15 protein-coding genes are annotated in these 17,454 nt (G+C 71.5%); 4 read left to right on the plus strand and 11 right to left on the minus strand.

The window, feature by feature from the left end; all coding sequences use genetic code 11:
• Positions 1-32: 32 nt before the first annotated feature.
• Complete coding sequence (locus tag FXF68_RS43195; RefSeq protein ID WP_222870113.1) at positions 33-1,691, plus strand: serine/threonine-protein kinase; 1,659 nt, start codon at positions 33-35, stop codon at positions 1,689-1,691.
• 87 nt (positions 1,692-1,778) lie between these two features.
• On the opposite strand, the gene FXF68_RS27095 is transcribed toward FXF68_RS43195, so the two are convergent.
• The 4 genes from FXF68_RS27095 to FXF68_RS27110 form a co-directional block, all read right to left on the minus strand.
• On the minus strand, positions 1,779-2,618 hold the full coding sequence (locus FXF68_RS27095; RefSeq protein ID WP_148763993.1) for an ATP-binding cassette domain-containing protein: 840 nt from the start codon (positions 2,616-2,618) through the stop codon (positions 1,779-1,781).
• On the minus strand, positions 2,615-3,676 hold the full coding sequence (locus FXF68_RS27100) for an ABC transporter permease (RefSeq protein WP_148763995.1): 1,062 nt from the start codon (positions 3,674-3,676) through the stop codon (positions 2,615-2,617). The genes FXF68_RS27095 and FXF68_RS27100 overlap by 4 nt, the downstream gene beginning before the upstream one ends.
• Complete coding sequence (locus FXF68_RS27105) at positions 3,673-4,662, minus strand: substrate-binding domain-containing protein (RefSeq protein WP_148763997.1); 990 nt, start codon at positions 4,660-4,662, stop codon at positions 3,673-3,675. The genes FXF68_RS27100 and FXF68_RS27105 overlap by 4 nt, the downstream gene beginning before the upstream one ends.
• A 362-nt stretch (positions 4,663-5,024) precedes the next feature.
• A complete protein-coding gene (locus tag FXF68_RS27110) occupies positions 5,025-6,035 on the minus strand; it encodes a Gfo/Idh/MocA family protein (RefSeq protein ID WP_148763999.1) in 1,011 nt (336 codons plus the stop codon).
• A gap of 178 nt (positions 6,036-6,213) precedes the next feature.
• Between FXF68_RS27110 and FXF68_RS27115 the strand changes: the two genes are divergently transcribed.
• Entirely contained in the window at positions 6,214-7,746 is a 1,533-nt protein-coding gene (locus tag FXF68_RS27115; protein WP_148764001.1) for a nitroreductase family deazaflavin-dependent oxidoreductase, read from the plus strand.
• Positions 7,747-7,751: 5 nt separating this feature from the next.
• On the opposite strand, the gene FXF68_RS27120 is transcribed toward FXF68_RS27115, so the two are convergent.
• The gene (locus FXF68_RS27120; protein WP_148764003.1) at positions 7,752-8,270 is read right to left on the minus strand and encodes a VanZ family protein; all 519 of its coding nucleotides are present in this window, start codon (positions 8,268-8,270) and stop codon (positions 7,752-7,754) included.
• 90 nt (positions 8,271-8,360) lie between these two features.
• Positions 8,361-10,757, minus strand: a complete 2,397-nt coding sequence (gene lon / locus FXF68_RS27125) for an endopeptidase La (RefSeq protein ID WP_148764005.1) — start codon at positions 10,755-10,757, stop codon at positions 8,361-8,363.
• A 180-nt stretch (positions 10,758-10,937) separates the two neighbouring features.
• Between lon and FXF68_RS27130 the strand changes: the two genes are divergently transcribed.
• On the plus strand, positions 10,938-11,306 hold the full coding sequence (locus FXF68_RS27130; RefSeq protein WP_148764007.1) for a nuclear transport factor 2 family protein: 369 nt from the start codon (positions 10,938-10,940) through the stop codon (positions 11,304-11,306).
• Between the two features lie 99 nt (positions 11,307-11,405).
• Here the strand turns inward: FXF68_RS27130 and FXF68_RS27135 are convergent, their stop codons facing one another.
• The 5 genes from FXF68_RS27135 to FXF68_RS27155 form a co-directional block, all read right to left on the minus strand.
• The gene (locus FXF68_RS27135; protein ID WP_148764009.1) at positions 11,406-12,233 is read right to left on the minus strand and encodes an alpha/beta fold hydrolase; all 828 of its coding nucleotides are present in this window, start codon (positions 12,231-12,233) and stop codon (positions 11,406-11,408) included.
• Between the two features lie 836 nt (positions 12,234-13,069).
• Complete coding sequence (locus FXF68_RS27140) at positions 13,070-13,993, minus strand: bifunctional helix-turn-helix transcriptional regulator/GNAT family N-acetyltransferase (RefSeq protein WP_148764011.1); 924 nt, start codon at positions 13,991-13,993, stop codon at positions 13,070-13,072.
• A gap of 79 nt (positions 13,994-14,072) precedes the next feature.
• Complete coding sequence (locus tag FXF68_RS27145; RefSeq protein WP_246178965.1) at positions 14,073-14,387, minus strand: DUF3817 domain-containing protein; 315 nt, start codon at positions 14,385-14,387, stop codon at positions 14,073-14,075.
• Positions 14,388-14,501: 114 nt separating this feature from the next.
• Complete coding sequence (locus FXF68_RS27150; protein WP_148764015.1) at positions 14,502-14,861, minus strand: hypothetical protein; 360 nt, start codon at positions 14,859-14,861, stop codon at positions 14,502-14,504.
• A 53-nt stretch (positions 14,862-14,914) separates the two neighbouring features.
• Complete coding sequence (locus FXF68_RS27155) at positions 14,915-16,135, minus strand: citrate/2-methylcitrate synthase (RefSeq protein ID WP_148764017.1); 1,221 nt, start codon at positions 16,133-16,135, stop codon at positions 14,915-14,917.
• Between the two features lie 66 nt (positions 16,136-16,201).
• Here FXF68_RS27155 and FXF68_RS27160 point away from each other — a divergent pair, with 66 nt between their 5' ends.
• Positions 16,202-17,443: a LeuA family protein gene (locus FXF68_RS27160; RefSeq protein WP_148764019.1), complete on the plus strand. Its 1,242-nt coding sequence runs from the start codon at positions 16,202-16,204 to the stop codon at positions 17,441-17,443.
• Positions 17,444-17,454 lie beyond the last annotated feature (11 nt).

Consider the following 17,454-nt stretch of genomic DNA (forward strand, 5'->3'; position numbering starts at 1 on the left):
GAAATCGCAGACCTAGCTTGAGGAGCGGGCCCGTGGCGGAATGGCGGGTGGCGGGGTTCGAGGAGGTCCGCGAGCTGGGACGCGGCGGCCAGGGGCGGGTCGTGCTCGCGCGGCACGCCGGGAGCGGCACCCCGGTCGCGATCAAGTACCTGCCCGCGGACGCCGACCCGGACGCGCGGGCGCGGTTCCGGCACGAGGCGCGGATGCTCGGGCAGGTGGACGACCCGCATGTGGCGCGGCTCTTCCGGCTCGTCGAGCACGACGACGACCTCGCCATCGTGATGGAGGCCGTGGACGGCGTCTCGTTCAAGGAGATCCTCGGCCGGTACGGGCGGCTGGAGCCGGAGGCGGCGCTGACCGTCCTCAGGGGTTCGCTGCTCGGCCTCGCCGCCGCCCACGCGGTCGGCGTCGTGCACCGCGACTACAAGCCCGCGAACGTGATCGTCCCCGCGGACGGGCGCAGCAAGCTCATCGACTTCGGCATCGCCGCGCCCGAGGGCGCCGCGCCGGGCGGGGGCACGCCGCTCTACATGGCGCCCGAGCAGTGGCGCGGCGAACCGGCCACGCCCGCCGCCGACGTCTACGCCGCCACCTGCGTGTTCTTCGAGGCCCTGACGGGGCGCCGCCCGTACGGCGCCGGGGACCGCGCGTCGATCATGGCGGGGCACCTGTCCGGGGACGTCCCGGCGGAGGACGCGCCCGAGCCGCTGCGGCCGCTCGTGGCGCGGGGCATGGCGAAGGACCCGGCGGACCGGCCCGCGAGCGCTGCGGCATTCGTCGCCGAACTTGACGAGCTCGCCCGGACCGCCTACGGGCCGGACTGGGAGGCGCGCGGCGTGCGCACCCTCGCCGGGACGGCCGTCGCCCTGGCCGCGCTGTTCCCCCTCGCCGCCGGGCTGGCCCCGGCCGCCGGTGCGGGAGCGGGGGCCGGCGCGGCCGCCGGGTCGTCCGGGATCCTCGCCGCGGTCGGCGCCAAGGCGGCGGTCGCGGTCGCGGGCACGGCCGTCGTCGGCGCGACCGCGGGCGGGATCGGCGTCTACGAGGCGACCAAGGAGGACCGGCCGCCCGCCGCGGTGCGGGCCGAGCAGCCCCCGCCGGGCGTCCCGCTGCGGATCGGCCAGATCACCCTCAAGACCCCGAAGTTCTGGAAGACCTACGGGATCCCCTTCACCCGGACGAAGCCCAACGGGGAGGAGGAAAGGCCGCCGAGCGACAGCTTCTACGTGAGCACCTGGCGGACGTGCTCCAAGGGCGAACCGGTCAGGGCGTCGCTCTCTCCCGGCCAGGCGTGGTGCCCCGGTGTCCATGTCCTCGGACGCTCCTTCCTCGATGACAGTTACGCCTACGTCGCGGACAAGTACTCGACCTCCGACACCTATGCCTCGATGTTCAGCCAGGACGAGGGCATGAGCTGCCCCGAGCACGAGGACCTGCGCGCGGTCGGCGTCCAGAACGGGGCCCGGCTGACGGTGAACCGGCTCGCGGACGTCGGGTCCAAGAAGGCCGAGTACCGCGAATGGGTCGTCCCCTGCTACACGCGCGACGACCCCAGCGGGTACGGCCCCAACCGCAGGACCCGGTTCACCTACACCGAGCGCCTCTGGTACCTGCCGGCCTCGAAGATCCTCATCGTGGACATCTGGAACACGCCGAACCTGTCCCAGATGCTCCAACACGCCGAGTGGACATGACCCCGCGCGAGTGCGTTCCTGGCGCCGGGCTAGCAGGCGGTGTCGCAGCGCCGAGCGGCCCTGAACCCGCGCGATGGCCCGGGAGGATCAGGAATCGGGGGTCTCCTTTCTCAGTTCTTTGGCTGCCGCCGTGCCCGCGGCGGTGGTGTCCAGTTCGTGGGCGAGTTCCTCCAGTTCGCTGCCTCCCGCCATGAGGGCGGTCAGTTCGTCGCGGGTGATGTCGCTCTTGGCGTGGTAGCCGATGCTCTGTCCGCGGTTGAGGATCAGGAAGCGGTCGCCGACCGGGTAGGCGTGGTGCGGATTGTGCGTGATGAAGATGACCGCGAGGCCGCGTTCGCGCGCCTGGACGACGTACCGGAGCACCACCCCCGCCTGCTTGACGCCGAGCGCGGCGGTGGGCTCGTCCAGGACGAGGGCCTTGGCGCCGAAGTAGACCGCGCGGGCGATCGCCACGCACTGCCGTTCGCCGCCGGAGAGCGTGCCGATGGGCTGGTTGACGTCCCGCAGGTCGATGCCCATCGCGGCCATCTCGCGGTGGGTGGTCTCGCGCATGAACTCGACGTCCATGGCGCCGAGGCGCTTGCGCTTCTCCGAGCCGAGGAAGAAGTTGCGCCACACCGGCATCAGCGGGACGACGGCGAGGTCCTGGTAGACCGTGGCGATGCCGCGATCGAGCGCGTCGCGGGGCGACCCGAGCGCGACCTCCTCGCCCTGGACCTCGTAGGTGCCGGTGTCGTGGCGGTGCAGTCCGGCGACGACCTTGATGAGCGTCGACTTGCCCGCGCCGTTGTCACCCAACACGCAGATGACCTCGCCCTCGGACGCCTCCATGCTGACGTCCCGCAGCGCGATGACGTTGCCGTAGTTCTTGCCGACGCCGGTCAGCCTGAGGAGCGGCGCCGCCGCACCGGACGTCTGCTCCGTCATGACGACCGCTCCACTCTGCGCCGCACGATCAGGTTCACCACGGTGGCGATGAGGAGCATCGCGCCGAGGAAGAAGCGGAACCAGTCGGGGTTCCATTCGGCGTAGACGATGCCCTTGTTCGTCATGCCGAAGATGAACGCGCCGATCGCCGCGCCGATCGCCGACCCGTAGCCGCCGGTCAGCAGGCAGCCGCCGATGACGGCGCAGATGATGTAGAGGAACTCGTTGCCGACGCCCTCCCCCGACTGGACGGTGGCGAACGCGAACACCAGGTGCATCCCGGAGAACCAGGCGCAGAACGCGACGCCCATGAACAGGCCGATCTTGACGCGGTCGACCGGGACGCCGACGGCGCGGGCGCTGCCCGCCGCGCCGCCCGCCGCGAAGATCCAGTTGCCGACGCGGGCGCGCAGCAGGATCCAGGTCGCGACGGCGACGAACAGCAGCCACCAGAACACCGTGACCTTGACGTTGACGCCGAGGACGTCGACGTCGGACGCGAACACGGCGCGGGCGCTGTCGAAGCCGTCCATGTCGCGGACGGAGTCGCTCGCGACGTTGCCGGTCAGCGCCTTCGTCACGCCGAGGTTCAGGCCCGCCAGCATGAAGAACGTGGCGAGCGTGATGATGAAGCTCGGCAGCCGCGTCCGGACGTAGAGCACGCCGTTCACCATGCCGAGACCGAGCGTCAGGACGAGGGAGATCACGACGCCCGCCCACACGTTCAGCGTGAACTGGTAGGCGGTGAGCGCGGCGATCAGCGCCGCGGACGTCACCATCACCCCGGCGGACAGGTCGAACTCGCCGCCGATCATCAGCAGCGACACCCCGACCGCCATGATCCCGAACGTGGAGCTCGCGTACAGCACGGTCGAGAACGAGTCGGTCTGCAGGAACGAGTCCGCGACGAGCGAGAAGAACGCGAACAGCGCGATCGCGCCGAGCAGCGCGCCGAGTTCGGGGCGGCCGAGCAGCCGCCGCAGCGGCGACTGCCGGGCCAGCCGCTCGTCGGGGCCGGGGGGCCGGGTCGCGGGCGGCTCCGCCACCGCGTGGGTCATCGGGTCCCCCGGGTGGCGAACGCCTCCAGCGCGGCGGCGTTCGCCTTGGTGACGATGGCCGGCCCGGTCAGCACCGGGCGCCCGCCGCCGAGGACGTTGCCGTTGTTCTTCAGCAGCCACAGCTGATCGACGGCCTCGTATCCCTGGAGGTAGGGCTGCTGGTCGACGGCGAACTGGATGTCGCCCGACTTGATCGAGGCGATGAGGTCCTTGTTCATGTCGAACGTGCCGATCTCGGCCTTGGCGTTGGTCTCCTTGACCGAGTCGACGGCCGTCGCGGCGAACGGCGCGCCCAGCGTCAGGATGCCGTCGATGCTCTTGTCGGCCTGCAGCTTGGCCGTGATGGACGACTTGACCTCCGGCATGTTCGTGCCCGGCACGAACAGGTTCTGCAGGTCGCCGCCGAACGTCTTCTTCGCCCCGGCGCAGCGGTCTTCGAGGCCGACGTTGCCCTGCTCGTGGATGACGCACAGCGCCTTCTTCGCGCCGATCCGCGCCATCTCGGCGCCGGCGGCCTCACCGGCGATCGCCTCGTCCTGCCCGAAGTGGGCGACCGCGCCGAGCTTCGCCGACTCCCCCGCGCCGGAGTTGATCGACACGACCGGGATCTTCGCGGCGGCGGCGCGGGCCAGCGCGTCCTTCATCGCGTCGGGCTTGGCGAGGGTGACGATGATACCGTCGACCTTCTTGTCGATCGCGGCCTGGACGAGCTGCGCCTGTTTGCCGCCGTCCGGATCGGCGGAGTACAGGAACTCGGTGTTGTCCTTCGCGGCGGCGGCCCGAGCGCCCTTCTGCACGATGTCCCAGAAGGTGTCGCCGGCGCCGGAGTGGGTGACCATGGCGATCTTCAGCCGGGGCCCGGCGCCCTCGGTGCCCTTCTCCGCCTTCTTGCCGCCCTCGCTGCTGCAGGCGGCCAGTGCCAGGAGCCCCGCCACCGCCAGGACCGCGAGGACCCTGGAAGCTCCACCCGCGAAAACGCCTCTCATCGGCTGCTCTCCGTTTCTCCCCGAATGATCGGTCAGAGGAGTTGATCACAGAAGGCGGCGGCAGGCACCCGCGTTCCGGCTGGGCGCGGCAGCCGCCCGTGGGCGACCGCCACCTGGACGCCGACGCCTCCGCGACCGGGACGTCCCACACGATGCCCCACCGCCGGGGGCGTCTCCAAGGGTCCGCGCGAATGTGGATAACCCCGTCCAGCGGCGCTCCCCGCGAGCCGGGACACCACCGAACCGCGTCCCTGAGAGGCCCTTTGACCTGCGGTCCCACGGCACATGAACAAGCCGCTGAGGCCGCGATCATCGCGCCCCGGCCCGTCCTGCCGAGGCTCAGCGAGGTACTCCGGCGACCGTCATCGCCGCACCTCCTCGGTGCCGACGACCCGTCCCTCCCTGAGCGACAGCTCGCATGCCTCAGCGAGATAGAACGCTTCAAGTGCCTCTTCGGGTGGACATGGGTTGCCTCGCCGACCGGCAATCACATCCACGAAGGCACGGAGTTCCGCGTCGTAGGCGTCGGAGAACCGCTCCATGAAACCGCTGTAGACATTCCTCGACCCGCCGTCTCGCTCCGGCAGGGCGGTCGAGGGCGTACGCGTGTCCTGTCCCGTGACGACGCTGTCCTTGGATCCGAACAGTTCGAGGCGCGAGTCGTAACCCGCCGCGTTGTAGCGGGTGGCGGAGACGACCCCGAGCGTCCCGTCGTCCAGGACGAGCAAGGCCGAGCCGGTGTCGACGTCGCCGCACTCGCGGAAGAACTCGTCCCCGCGATTGGCTCCGGCGGCCATCACCCGGACGACCTCGCGCCCGGTCACGAACCGGATGAGGTCCAGGTCGTGGATGACGCAGTCGCGGAACAGCCCGCCGGACGTCGGGACGTACCCGGCGGGCGGCGGCGCGGGATCGAAGCTGCACGACCGGACGGTGTGCAGCCAGCCGAGCCGTCCCGACGCGACGGCCTCGCGCGCGGCCGCGTTCCCGGCGTCGAAGCGGCGCTGGAACCCCACCTGCACGGGCACTTCGGCGGCGGCGCAGGCGGACACGATTTGGAACGTTCCATCAAGGTCCGGGGCGAGCGGCTTCTCGCAGAACACCGGCATCCGGGCGGCCATCGCGCGCGCGACGAGGTCCGCGTGCGCGTCCGTGGCGGCCGCGACGACGAGCCCGTCGAGCCCGGCGGAGAACAGGTCCTCGACGGCGTCCGGCACGGCGGCGCGCGACTCCGGGGGCAGGCGGGCGACGAGGTCGCGCGCGCGGGCGGCGTCGGCGTCCGCGATGACCAGGGCGTCCACCTCGGGCAGTGCGCAGAGGGCGGCGGCGTGGCGCGCACCGATGCGCCCCGCGCCGGCCAGTCCGATCCTCATCGATCCCCTCCCGGTCGGCGGTCAGGTGAGCCACGAGTGTGGCCGGAGCATTCCGGCTCCGTCAACGAGCGGAGGCGGCCATACCGACCGGAAGATGTCCGAAAAACCGGCGGCTAGTCTGAAAGTCGCAGCGTGGTGGCTGCCAGCCGATTCAGACCAAGCGCTAGGTTTGTCCGTCATGCGGGTCTTCGTCACCGGCGCCTCCGGGTTCGTCGGGTCTTACACCGTCCGCGCCCTCCTGGCGGCGGGACATCGCCCGCGCGCGCTTGTCCGCGACCCGGGCAAGACGACGAAAGTGCTACAGACCATCGGTGTCGCCGCCGAGGACGTGGAACTCATCCCAGGAGACATGCTCGACGCGGATGCCGTGACCGAAGCACTGGACGGTTGCGACGCCGCCATCCACGCCGCCGCCGCGATCGGTGTGACCGGCGCTTCGGGCGACCTGGTCGACATCAACGTGCGCGGTACGCGCAACGTGGTCGGCGGCGCCGTCGCCAAGGGGCTGAACCCGGTCGTCCATGTATCGACCGTCGCCGTGTTCGTCCCGCCGTCCGCCCGGGTCATCACCGCCCAAGGGGCTCTGGCGCATCCTCGCACCGCCTACGGACGCTCCAAACTGGCCGCCGAAAACTACGTGCGCGCCCTCCAGGACGAAGGCGCACCGGTCACGATCCTCTACCCAGGCGGTATTTGCGGGCCCCATCAGCCTTCACTGGACGCCCTGATGGAGGGTCTCGCCGCCGCGCTCGGAAAGGTGTGGCCCCTACCCGGAGGCGGCGTGTCGGTCGTCGACGTCCGCGACGTTGGCGAGGCTTTGGCACGTTCCGTCGAGGCGAGGCAGGGCCCCAGCCGATGGCTTCTCGGCGGCCACTACCTGACATGGCCGCAGTACGCGGACCTGTGCGACCGCCTCACCGGCGTGAGATGCCGCCGTATCCGCGTCCCCAGCGCCGTCATGCTCGGGCTCGGCTCGGCCCTGGACGCGGCCAAGCGCATCCGCCCCTTCGACTACCCGCTCACCCGCGACGCCGCCGAGTTCATGGTGACGCTGGTGCCGACCGACGACCGTCCCGCCCTGGACGCGCTCGGCCTGACCCTGCGTCCCGTCGAGGAAACGGTCACCGACTCGGTGCGGTGGCTGGCCGACAGCGGCCATCTCAACCCGCGCCGCGCGGGACGCCTCGCGCCCCGGCCGAACACACCCGGAGGGAAACCGATGCCGACCCTCGTCCAGCGCGCGTTCGGCCCGCTGTTCCAGCGGATCTCCGGGGCGGCATGGTTCGCCAAGGTCGGCCCCAAGGTCGTCCCCCCGATCGACCGGACGCTGCACAGGCTCACCGGAGGCCGCTTCCTCCTGGGGCAGCTTCTCGTCCCGTCCCTCGTCCTGACGACGACCGGAGCCGTCAGCGGCCTACCCCGCCGCACTCCGCTCGCCTGCCTACCAGACACCGACCCCAGGGGCGGCTGGTATGTCGTCGGCTCCAACTTCGGACGCGAGAAGCACCCCGCCTGGACGGGCAACCTCCTCAAGCATCCCGAGGCGGAGGTCAGTTTCCAGGGCCGCACGATCCCGGTCACGGCCCACCTCCTAGACGACGACGAACGCGCGGCCGTCTGGCCCCGCCTCACCGCCATCTGGCCCGTCTACGACCGATACGTGGAACGCACCACGCGCCAGCTAAGGGTCTTCCGCTTGAGCCCACGCTGATCCCCTTACGTGCCGCGCAGAGTCCGGGAAAGGCGCCGCCCGAACAGAACGTAAGCGACCACCACCCCCGCGACGTTGAGGATGACGTCGTCGATGTCGAAAGCCCGGCCGACCACGAAAGCGCCCTGGATCGTCTCGATCGCCAGCGACATGACCCCGGTGACGAGGGCCAGCCGCACCGGCCCGCGAAGGGACTTCCAGATCACCGGGAGAAGCACGCCCAAGGGCGCCAGCAGGACGAGATTGCCGCCCAACTGGAGAACGGCCTCCTTGGTAGGACGATCCAGGTAGAACCGCAGGGAACGCCCCGGATCGGTGTTCCCGCCCGCCTGCCCCCGGTCATGGACGGGCGTCAGGGTCAGTCTGAACGCGAAATAGAAGAAGACGCCGAGAAAGCCGAGCGCGATCGCCACCACGACCACGCGCAGGACCACCACATACCAGGCCGCCTTTTCGCCCGGTACCGCACGCTGCCACATTTCCACCAACACCCGACGTTCGATCCCCGCCGTGGCGTCGCTCATGCGAGACACCGGAATATAGGACGACCGAATTCCCCATAGACGACAGGACGCCCGCGCCGGGCGCGAACCCGGCGCGGGCGTCCCCGCGGGTCAGGCCGCCACGGCGGTGGTGGTGGCCGGTTCCAGCGCGAGGTCCAGCACCTCGCGCACGTCGCTGACGGTGAAGACCGTCAGGTTGTCGAGCACCTCGTCCGGGACGTCCTCCAGGTCCGGCTCGTTGCGCTTCGGCACGATCGCGGTCGTGATGCCGAGCCGGGACGCGGCCAGCAGCTTCTGCTTGAGCCCGCCGATCGGCAGCACCCGCCCGGTCAGCGACACCTCGCCGGTCATCGCCACGTCCGCGCGGACCGGTCGGCCCGACAGCAGCGACGCCAGCGCCGTCGTCATCGTGATGCCCGCGCTCGGGCCGTCCTTCGGGATCGCGCCCGCCGGAACGTGGACGTGGACGCCGCGGTCCTTCAGGTCGCCGACCGGAAGCTCCAGCTCCGCGCCGCGCGAGCGCAGGTAGCTGAGCGCGATCCGGGCCGACTCCTTCATGACGTCGCCGAGCTGCCCCGTCAGCGTCACGCCCGTGTCGCCGGTCTCCTTGTCGGCCAGCGACGCCTCGATGTAGAGGACGTCGCCGCCCGCGCCGGTGACCGCGAGACCGGTCGCGACGCCCGGCACGCCGGTCCGCCGCTCGTTGCGGCTCAGCTCGACCTCGGGCGTGAACCTCGGGCGTCCGAGGTAGCCCTTGAGGTCGTCCGCGCCGATCGAGACCGGCAGCGTCGCCTTGCCGAGCGCCACGTTCGCGGCGACCTTCCGCAGCACCCGCGCGATCGAGCGGTCCAGGGACCGGACGCCGGCCTCCCGGGTGTACTCGGCCGCGAGCAGCCGCAGCGCGTCGTCGCCGAAGCCCACCTCGGCCGCGTCGAGGCCGGCCTTGTCGAGCTGGCGCGGCAGCAGGTGGTCGCGGGCGATGGTGACCTTCTCGTGCTCGGTGTAGCCGTCCAGCTCCACGAGCTCCATCCGGTCGAGCAGCGGGCCGGGGATCGCCTCCACCACGTTCGCGGTGGCGAGGAACAGCACGTCGCTCAGGTCGAGCTCGACCTCCAGGTAGTGGTCGCGGAAGGTGTGGTTCTGCTCGGGGTCGAGGACCTCAAGCAGCGCCGCGGTCGGGTCGCCGCGGTAGTCGGCGCCGACCTTGTCGACCTCGTCCAGCAGGACGACCGGGTTCATCGAGCCCGCCTCCCGGATGGCGCGGACGATCCGTCCCGGAAGCGCGCCGACGTACGTGCGGCGGTGTCCGCGGATCTCGGCCTCGTCGCGCACTCCGCCCAGCGCGACCCGGACGAACTTGCGCCCCATGGCCCGCGCGACGGACTCGCCCAGCGAGGTCTTGCCCACGCCGGGAGGGCCGGTCAGGGCGAGGACGGCGCCGCTTCTGCGTCCGCCCACGACGCCCAGGCCCCGCTCCTCGCGGCGCTTGCGCACGGCCAGGTACTCGACGATGCGCTCCTTGACGTCGTCCAGCCCCGCGTGGTCGGCGTCGAGGATCTCGCGGGCGCCCGCGATGTCGTAGGCGTCCTCGGTGCGCTCGTTCCAGGGGATGTCGAGGACGGTGTCCAGCCACGTGCGGATCCATCCGCCCTCGGGCGAGGCGTCGGACGACCGCTCCAGCTTGTCGACCTCCTTCAGCGCGGCCTCGCGCACCTTCTCGGGGAGGTTCGCGGCCTCGATCCGGGCGCGGTAGTCGTCCTCCTCGTCGGCGGGGTCGCCGTTCAGCTCGGCCAGCTCCTTGCGGATGGCCTCCTGCTGCTGCCGCAGCAGGAACTCGCGCTGCGTCTTCTCCATGCCCTCCTGGACGTCCTTGCGGATCGTCTCCGCCACATCCAGCTCGGCGAGGTGGTCGCGCGCCCAGCCGATGACCAGCGTGAGCCGCTCGACCACGTCCGTGGTCTCCAGCAGCTCGATCTTCTGCTCGTCGGACAGGTAGGGCGCGTACCCGGCGTTGTCCGCCAGGGCGGACGGGTCGTCGATCTGCTGGACGACGTCCACGACCTGCCAGGCGCCCCGCTTCTGCAGGATCGCGCTGACCAGGCCCTTGTACTCCTTCGCCAGCTCCTGCGCCCGGCCGGACGCGGGCGGCGCGTCGAGCACCGTGCCCTCGACCCACAGGGCCGCGCCGGGACCGGTCGTCCCGGTGCCGATCCGCACCCGCGACACGCCGCGGACGACCGCGCCCGGCTCACCGCCGGGCAGCCGCCCCTCCTGCTCGATCACGCCCAGGGTGCCGACACCGGCGTACCGCCCGTCCAGCCTGGGGACGAGCAGCACGCGCGGCTTGCTCACCGACCGGATGCCCGGCCCCTTGGCCTGCGCCGCCGCCCGCGCCGCCTCGATGGCCGCGCGGACCTCGCTCTCCGACAGGTCGAGGGGAACCACCATGCCGGGCAGAACGACCCCGTCGTCCAGGGGCAGCACCGGCAGCGTCAGGGTCTCGCTCATGCTCAGCTCCAAGTCCGTCTAGAGGACCCAACCCGTCAAGTTGAGTCACTCACACTCAAGAAAACGGAGCAGCAATTTGTTTCCGCAGCAACGTTCGCTCTAAGCGATCACGCACCCTGCTACGCTGGCCGCTTGCACTTAGCAAGCACTCGTGGCACCCACCCTGGAGGACGAGCGGCCATGTCGCGGAACACCGACACCGTCAACGCCTACCTCGACGGCTTCCGGAAGAACGACCACGCGCAGATCCTGTCCTGCCTGACCGACGACATCGAGTGGACGGTCTTCGGCGGCTTCCACCTGACCGGCAAGGAGGCCTACGACAAGGCGATCGACGGCGCACCGCACTTCATCGACCCGCCCGAACTGGAGGTCGTGCGCATGGTCGAGCAGGACGACGTCGTCATGGCGGAGATCAACGGCGTGGCCCGGCGCGCCGAGGGCGGCGAGATGCGCATGTCCATGGCCGAGGTGTTCGTCATGCGGGACGGCAAGATCGCCGAGCGGCGCGCGTGGGTGATCGAGCTGAAGGAGAACCACTTCCGCTGACGGCTGGCGACTGGACGGCCGGCGTCCGGGCGCGGGACCCGGGCGGGCGGCGGGTCCCGTCGCCGCCGCCCGCCGGGCGCCCCCGGCTCCGGGGAGCCCTCAGGTCCCCAGGAACTCCAGCAGGTCGGCGTTGAAGCGCTCCTTGTCGCCGGGGACGAGCGCGATGCCGTGCGACGAGCCCTCGTACACCTTGAACGTCGCGTTCGGGATGATCTGCGCGGACTTCCGGCCGGTGGCGTCGATCGGCACGATCTGGTCGTCGTCGCCGTGCACGATCAGGGTCGGGACGTCGAACGCCCGCAGGTCCTCGTGGAAGTCGGTCTCGGCGAAGGCCGTCACGCAGTCCACGCCCGCCTTGACGCTCTCCTGCATCGCCATGAACCAGAACGCGTCCCGGTTCCCTTGGGTCGCCTTCGTTCCCGGACGGTTCGCGCCGAAGAACGGGGCCGAGGCGTCCCTCCAGTACTGGGACCGCTCCGCCAGGATGCCGTCCTTGATGTCGTCGAACACCTCCGCCGGCACGCCCTCGGGATTGTCGGGCGTCCGCATCATCAGCGGCGGGATCGCCGACAGCAGGACGGCCTTGGACACGCGGCTCGTCCCGTGGCGGCCGATGTAGCGGGCCAGTTCGCCGCCGCCCATCGAGTGGGCGACGAGCACGACGTCCCACAGGCCGAGCGCGTCGATCAGGTCGTTGAGGTCGTCGGCGAACGTGTCGAAGTCGTAGCCCTCCCAGGGCTGGCTGGACCGCCCGTGCCCGCGCCGGTCGTGGGCGATGGCCCGGTACCCGGCGTCGGCGACCGCCTTCATCTGGTCCTCCCAGGCGTCCGCGTTCAGCGGCCAGCCGTGGATGAACAGGACGGGCCGCCCCCTGCCCCAGTCCTTGTAGTGGATCTCGTTGCCGTCACGTGTCTTGATGAAGCCCATCGTTGCTTCCCCCAAAGCGTCGTCGATGGTCCGGACCCGTTCGGGTCGCACACGGTGGCCTCTTCCCCGAAAATCCCGAAATCTGCCCGTCTTGGCAGTTCGGAGCGGCCGGGCAATGCGATGGCAAAGTCCAGCCCTCGGCCGCGATTCTTTGCGCCGGTGTCGGTTTACGCGCGCATGACGCGCGGGTACCTACCGCAACGAGATCGTGACAATGGGTGAACGAAAGATCATCGGGACGGCAAAGTCCCAGGTCCAGCGGCGGGAGGGGTCGGCATGCGGTTTTCCACGGAACGGCCCCGCCCGCGCGGCGCTCGGCGTCCGGGCGCGCGTGTCACGCCGCGCGCCTTCCCGCAGGGCCCGGTCCGTACGGCCGAGGGCGTCCGCGGCCTGGTTCCCCGCGGCAGGCACCGTACCCGGACGGGTGCCGCGGCGCGAACGCGCGGCGGCACACCTCGGGTCCTCGGCCGTACCGGACCGGCGCACCTCCCCGGCGGCGGGGCTCGCGCGATCGACCATCCCCGGACCCCGGCACCGCATGCCCCCGCGGCGCCGGCGTCCCCCACCGGCCGGGCCGGCGGCATCCTCCAGCCGTGCCGCCGACCCGGCCGCAGGCATCCGGGCGCCGCGGCGGCGCCCGCTCCCGCACGCCGACCGGCCCGTCCGGCCGGCCCGGACCGGAGAGGAGGTGGGAGCCAGTCCCCAGCAGAACCGGCGCTACGCCGGTGAACACAGGCGGCCGGAACTCCGTCCGACCCCCGTCCCGGCCGCCCGCGCAGTAAGGGATCGCTGCGGAGCCGGGCCCGTGGAGCCAACGACGCCCCACGGGCCACGGTTCATAGGCGCTTGCGCCAGATCTGGCCGTGGACCACGTCGCCGAAGCGCTCGACGGGCGGCTCCTCCTCGTCCAGGACGAAGCCCTCACGCTCGTACACGCGGTGCGCCGCGCGTTGGAGCGCCGTCGTCCAGAGCATGATCTCCTTGTATCCGGCCTCGGCGGCGAAGCGGACGCACTCGGCGACCAGCGCGGCGCCGACGCCCGTCCCGCGAGCGCCCGGCTCGACGTGCAGGAGGCGGAGCTGGGCGACGTCGTCGGTCCGGCGGACGCAGAACACGCCGCCGACCCGCTCCCCGTCGCTCTCGGCGATCCAGGCGTTCTCCCGCTCCGGGTCGTGGTCCTGGACGTACTCCGCGACGACCTTGGCGACGAGGGCCTCGTAGGTGCGGTCCCAGCCGACCTCCTGGTCGTAGAGGGCGCCGTTGCGCTCGACCACCCAGCCGAGGTCGCCGGGACGGAGCGGGCGAAGCACGAAGTCGTCCGGGCGCGGACGGTCCCCGAGGATGCCGTGGATCGTGCTCATCGCGGCGACGAGGCGGCGGCGGTCGGCGGCGGGCAGCCCGTCCAGCAGGTCGCGGATCTCGGCCACGGACCGCTCGTCCAGCATCGCGAACACCTCCCGCCCGCGCGGGGTGAGCCGGACGATCTGGCGGCGCGCGTCCCCGGCCGCCCGCTCGCGGACGACCAGCCCGTCGGTCTCGAACCGCGCGAGCATCCGGCTGAGGTAGCCCGCGTCCAGGTCGAGGACGCGGCGCAGGGTGAGGACCTCGGTGTCCTCCCGCTGGGCCAGCTCGAAGATCACCCTCGCCTCGGTCAGGGAGTACGGGGTCTTGACGAGCCCTTCGCCGAGCACTCCGATGACGCCGGTGTAGAACCGGTTGAACGCGCGGACCGTTCCGACGTCCCCCTCGGTGGCCTCCATCCGCACCACTCCTAACGTTTGACTGAGTCAAACATTAGTCGACGGGGCACCGGATCCGCCAGCCTTCACGGCCGACGGGTCAGGCGTTCACCTCGGCCTTTGCTTCCTGCCGCAGCTCGCGCGCCTCACGCACGACCTTGCGCTCGACATAGAACGTCATCAGCGGGACGAAACCGCCCACCACGATCAGCGCCATCCGGCTCAGCGGCCACCCCGTCCGGCGCCACAGGTCGTACGCCGCCACCAGGTAGACCATGTAGACCACCCCGTGGATCTGCGCCACGATCCCGGCCATCGCGGGCATGTCGGTCGGCCCGTACTTCAAGACCATCCCGATCGCGAGCAGCACGAGCAACGTGCCGACCACCAGAGCCAGGATCCGGTACCTGGTCACCGCGCCTTCCACTTAAGCCTTCTCTCTTTCCCCAAGGGGCGACCCCCTGGACCCCCGTCAGCGAGCGTGGCCCTTGGGGTGTCGTGAGGTGCACGCGTCCTGCCGGCCCGTGGGTCAGCGGGAGGTGCCGTTGGTCTCGGAGTTCAAGCGGGCCAGGTAGCGGTTGTAGGCCGCAAGAGCCGGGTCCTCTTCCTCCTGGCGACGGATGATCTCGCGCTTGACCTCGTCCTCAGCGGGCTCCTCCAGGACGGCGGGCGCGGGGGCCGCGCCGGACCGCTCGTCGCGGATCATCTTGACCCACATCACGATCACGAAGATCGCGAAGATCGGCCATTCGAAGGTGTAGGCCCAGCTCCGGTCGTTGCCGCTCTGGGCGCGGTCGTACTGCCACCAGCCGAAGCCGAGGAAGGCGCCGCACAGCGTGATCGCGATCGCGTGCAGCCCTATCCAGCCAGGGGTGAGAAACCGTCGCACGCCAACGAGCGTACCCCCGGCCCCGCGGAGTGCCGCCCCGACCCCGGTGATCGTCAGGCCGAGGGGAGCGGCGGGCCCGTGTAGACGGCGCGCGGGCGCAGCGGGCCGCCGCGTCCGTACTCCTCCAGCGCGTGCGCCAGCCACCCGGCGGTGCGCGCCACCGCGAAGATCGCCTCGCCCGCGCCGGGGACGAGCCCCGCCACCGCACCCAGTGCGGCCAGCGCGAAGTCGACGTTGGGCGCGGGCAGGCGGCGGCGCGCGGCCTCGTCGAGGACGGCGTCCGCGGCGGCTACGCGATCGTCGTCCGGCGCAGCGGCCCGGACGAGGTCCAGCAGCGCCGTCGCGCGGCCGTCGCCCGCCTTGTAGACCGCGTGTCCGAACCCGGGGACGCGCTCGCCGCCGCGCAGCCGCTCCCCCAGCACGCGCCCGGCGGACGCCGGATCGGCGACCTCGGCCAGCAGGCGTTCCGCGCCGTAGGACGCGCCGCCGTGCAGCGGGCCGCTCGCGACGCCGAGGCCGGACGCGACGACGGCGTACGGGTCGGCGCGCACCGAGGCCGCCACCCGCGCCGCGACCGTGGACGCGGCCAGCTCGTGGTCGGCCAGCAGGATCATGGCGGCCTCGAACGCGCGCAGCAGGCCCGGCTCGGGGGCGTGCGGGCACAACCGGTCCCAGAGGCGCTCGGCCAGGCGGCCCTCGCGGGCGGACGGGCGCGACGCCGGGAGCGCTTCGACCAGGCCCGCGCTGAGGGCTCGCCCGGTGACGACGACGCCCTCGGGGTCGAGGTGGTGGCGCAGCGGGTCGGCGGTGGCGAGGGCGGTGACGATGAGCTGGAGCCGGTCGAGCGGGAGGAGGTCCGCGGGGAGGCCGGACTGGGCGGCGACGGCCCTCGCGACGCCGTCCGCGTGCGCCCGCCAGGGGTGTGCGTTGGTCTCGCGGGACGTCCACAGCCAGGTGGCGACGTCCTCGAAGGCGGCGTCTCCGGCCAGGGCCAGGACGTCGCGTCCCCGGTAGTACGGGCGGTCGGGGCCGAGCGCGGTGATCGCCGACTCGATCGCGAGCTCGCCGGAGCCGGGCGGGCGGCGCGGCCTGCCGCGCCGGGCCAGCTCCTCGACCTGGGCGGCGTCGAAGAGGCTGCGGCGGCCGTCGGCGGCGTGCCTGCGGCGCAGCACGCCCCGGCTCACGTAGGCGTACAGCGTGGCGGGCTTCACACCGAGCCGCTCGGCCGCCGCCCGCGCGTCGATCCAGCCGTCGAGCCGGTCGTTCTCGCTCATGTCAACGTCCTAATATTGATTTTCGTCAATATTGATACATATGGATTGCAGTGTCAATCTGAGGGCATGCCACAGATTCACTTCCTTGACGTCACCAACCGCGACGGCGTTCAGACGGCCCGGACCGGGCTCTCGAAGTTCGGCAAGACGATGGTGAACTTCTACCTGGGACGGCTGGGCGCGGCGCAGTCGGAGATCGGCTTCCCGTTCCTGTTCCACGAGGTCCCCTACGTCCGGGCGCAGCTCGCGCTGGCGGAGGCGGGCGCGTTCGGGGGGCTGCGGCTGTCCGGCTGGTGCCGGGGCGTCGCGCGGGACGTGGAGAAGGCCGCCGGGGTGCGGGTGGCCGGGGCCGGGCTCGCGCACTACAACCTGTCGATCTCCACGTCCGACTACATGATCGCGAACAAGTTCCGCGGGCGGCTGGACCGGGACGCGATCGTCCGGGAGACGGTCGCCGCCGTCCGGACGGCGAAGGCGGCCGGGGCGCTGACGGTCGGGGTCAACGCCGAGGACGGCTCCCGCACCGACGACGGCTTCCTCACCGAGTTCGCGCTCGCCGCGAAGGAGGCCGGGGCCGACCGCGTCCGGTACTGCGACACGATCGGCGGCGACACCCCGGAGCGCGTCAGGGAGCGCTTCGCCAGGCTGGCGTCCGCCGTGGGGATGCCGGTCGAGACCCACTGCCACAACGACCTCGGCCTGGCCGTGGCGAACTCCGTCAGCGGCGCGCTCGGCGACCTGGAGGCCGGGCAGGACGCCTGGATCAACACGTGCGTCAACGGGATCGGCGAACGGTCGGGCAACGCCGACCTCCTGGCGACCATCCTCGCGTTCCGGCACGGGTTCGGGCTGGAGAAGCACGGCGCCGAGATCGGGGATCCGATCGACCTGTCCTGGGCGCGGCGCTTCGCGCTGTGGGCGAGCTACGCCTTCGGCCAGCCGCTCCCCTACACCCAGGTCGGGGTGGGCCGGAACGCGTTCGCGCACGAGTCCGGCATCCACGCGGACGGCGCGCTGAAAGACCACGGCAACTACGAGCTGTACGACGAGGAGACCCTCGGCCCGTTCCCGGACGACTGGCACACCCGTCCGGGACGAGTGGTCCTCACCGGCGAGTACGGCGGCAAGGCCGGGTTCAGGCACGTCATGGACGGACTGGGCATCGACCCCGTCGACGAGGACCTCGCGTTCAAGCTCGTCCAGCTCTGCAACGCGCAGACCGGGCGTCCGCTCACCGACGACGAACTGCGTCTGATCGGCACCCATCCGCGTGAACTCGCCCTTCTCTTCCCAGGTCAACTCGGCTGATCCTCCAACGC

It is taken from the genome of Actinomadura decatromicini (assembly GCF_008121305.1).
Taxonomy (GTDB): Bacteria; Actinomycetota; Actinomycetes; order Streptosporangiales; family Streptosporangiaceae; genus Spirillospora; species Spirillospora syzygii.

Coding starts and splice junctions, on each gene's coding strand:
- FXF68_RS27095 (WP_148763993.1), bottom strand. CDS start 2,618: ATGACGGAGCAGACGTCCGGTGCGGCGGCGCCGCTCCTCAGGCTGACC.
- FXF68_RS27100 (WP_148763995.1), bottom strand. CDS start 3,676: ATGACCCACGCGGTGGCGGAGCCGCCCGCGACCCGGCCCCCCGGCCCC.
- FXF68_RS27105 (WP_148763997.1), bottom strand. CDS start 4,662: ATGAGAGGCGTTTTCGCGGGTGGAGCTTCCAGGGTCCTCGCGGTCCTG.
- FXF68_RS27110 (WP_148763999.1), bottom strand. CDS start 6,035: ATGAGGATCGGACTGGCCGGCGCGGGGCGCATCGGTGCGCGCCACGCC.
- FXF68_RS27115 (WP_148764001.1), top strand. CDS start 6,214: ATGCGGGTCTTCGTCACCGGCGCCTCCGGGTTCGTCGGGTCTTACACC.
- FXF68_RS27120 (WP_148764003.1), bottom strand. CDS start 8,270: ATGAGCGACGCCACGGCGGGGATCGAACGTCGGGTGTTGGTGGAAATG.
- lon (WP_148764005.1), bottom strand. CDS start 10,757: ATGAGCGAGACCCTGACGCTGCCGGTGCTGCCCCTGGACGACGGGGTC.
- FXF68_RS27130 (WP_148764007.1), top strand. CDS start 10,938: ATGTCGCGGAACACCGACACCGTCAACGCCTACCTCGACGGCTTCCGG.
- FXF68_RS27135 (WP_148764009.1), bottom strand. CDS start 12,233: ATGGGCTTCATCAAGACACGTGACGGCAACGAGATCCACTACAAGGAC.
- FXF68_RS27140 (WP_148764011.1), bottom strand. CDS start 13,993: ATGGAGGCCACCGAGGGGGACGTCGGAACGGTCCGCGCGTTCAACCGG.
- FXF68_RS27155 (WP_148764017.1), bottom strand. CDS start 16,135: ATGAGCGAGAACGACCGGCTCGACGGCTGGATCGACGCGCGGGCGGCG.
- FXF68_RS27160 (WP_148764019.1), top strand. CDS start 16,202: ATGCCACAGATTCACTTCCTTGACGTCACCAACCGCGACGGCGTTCAG.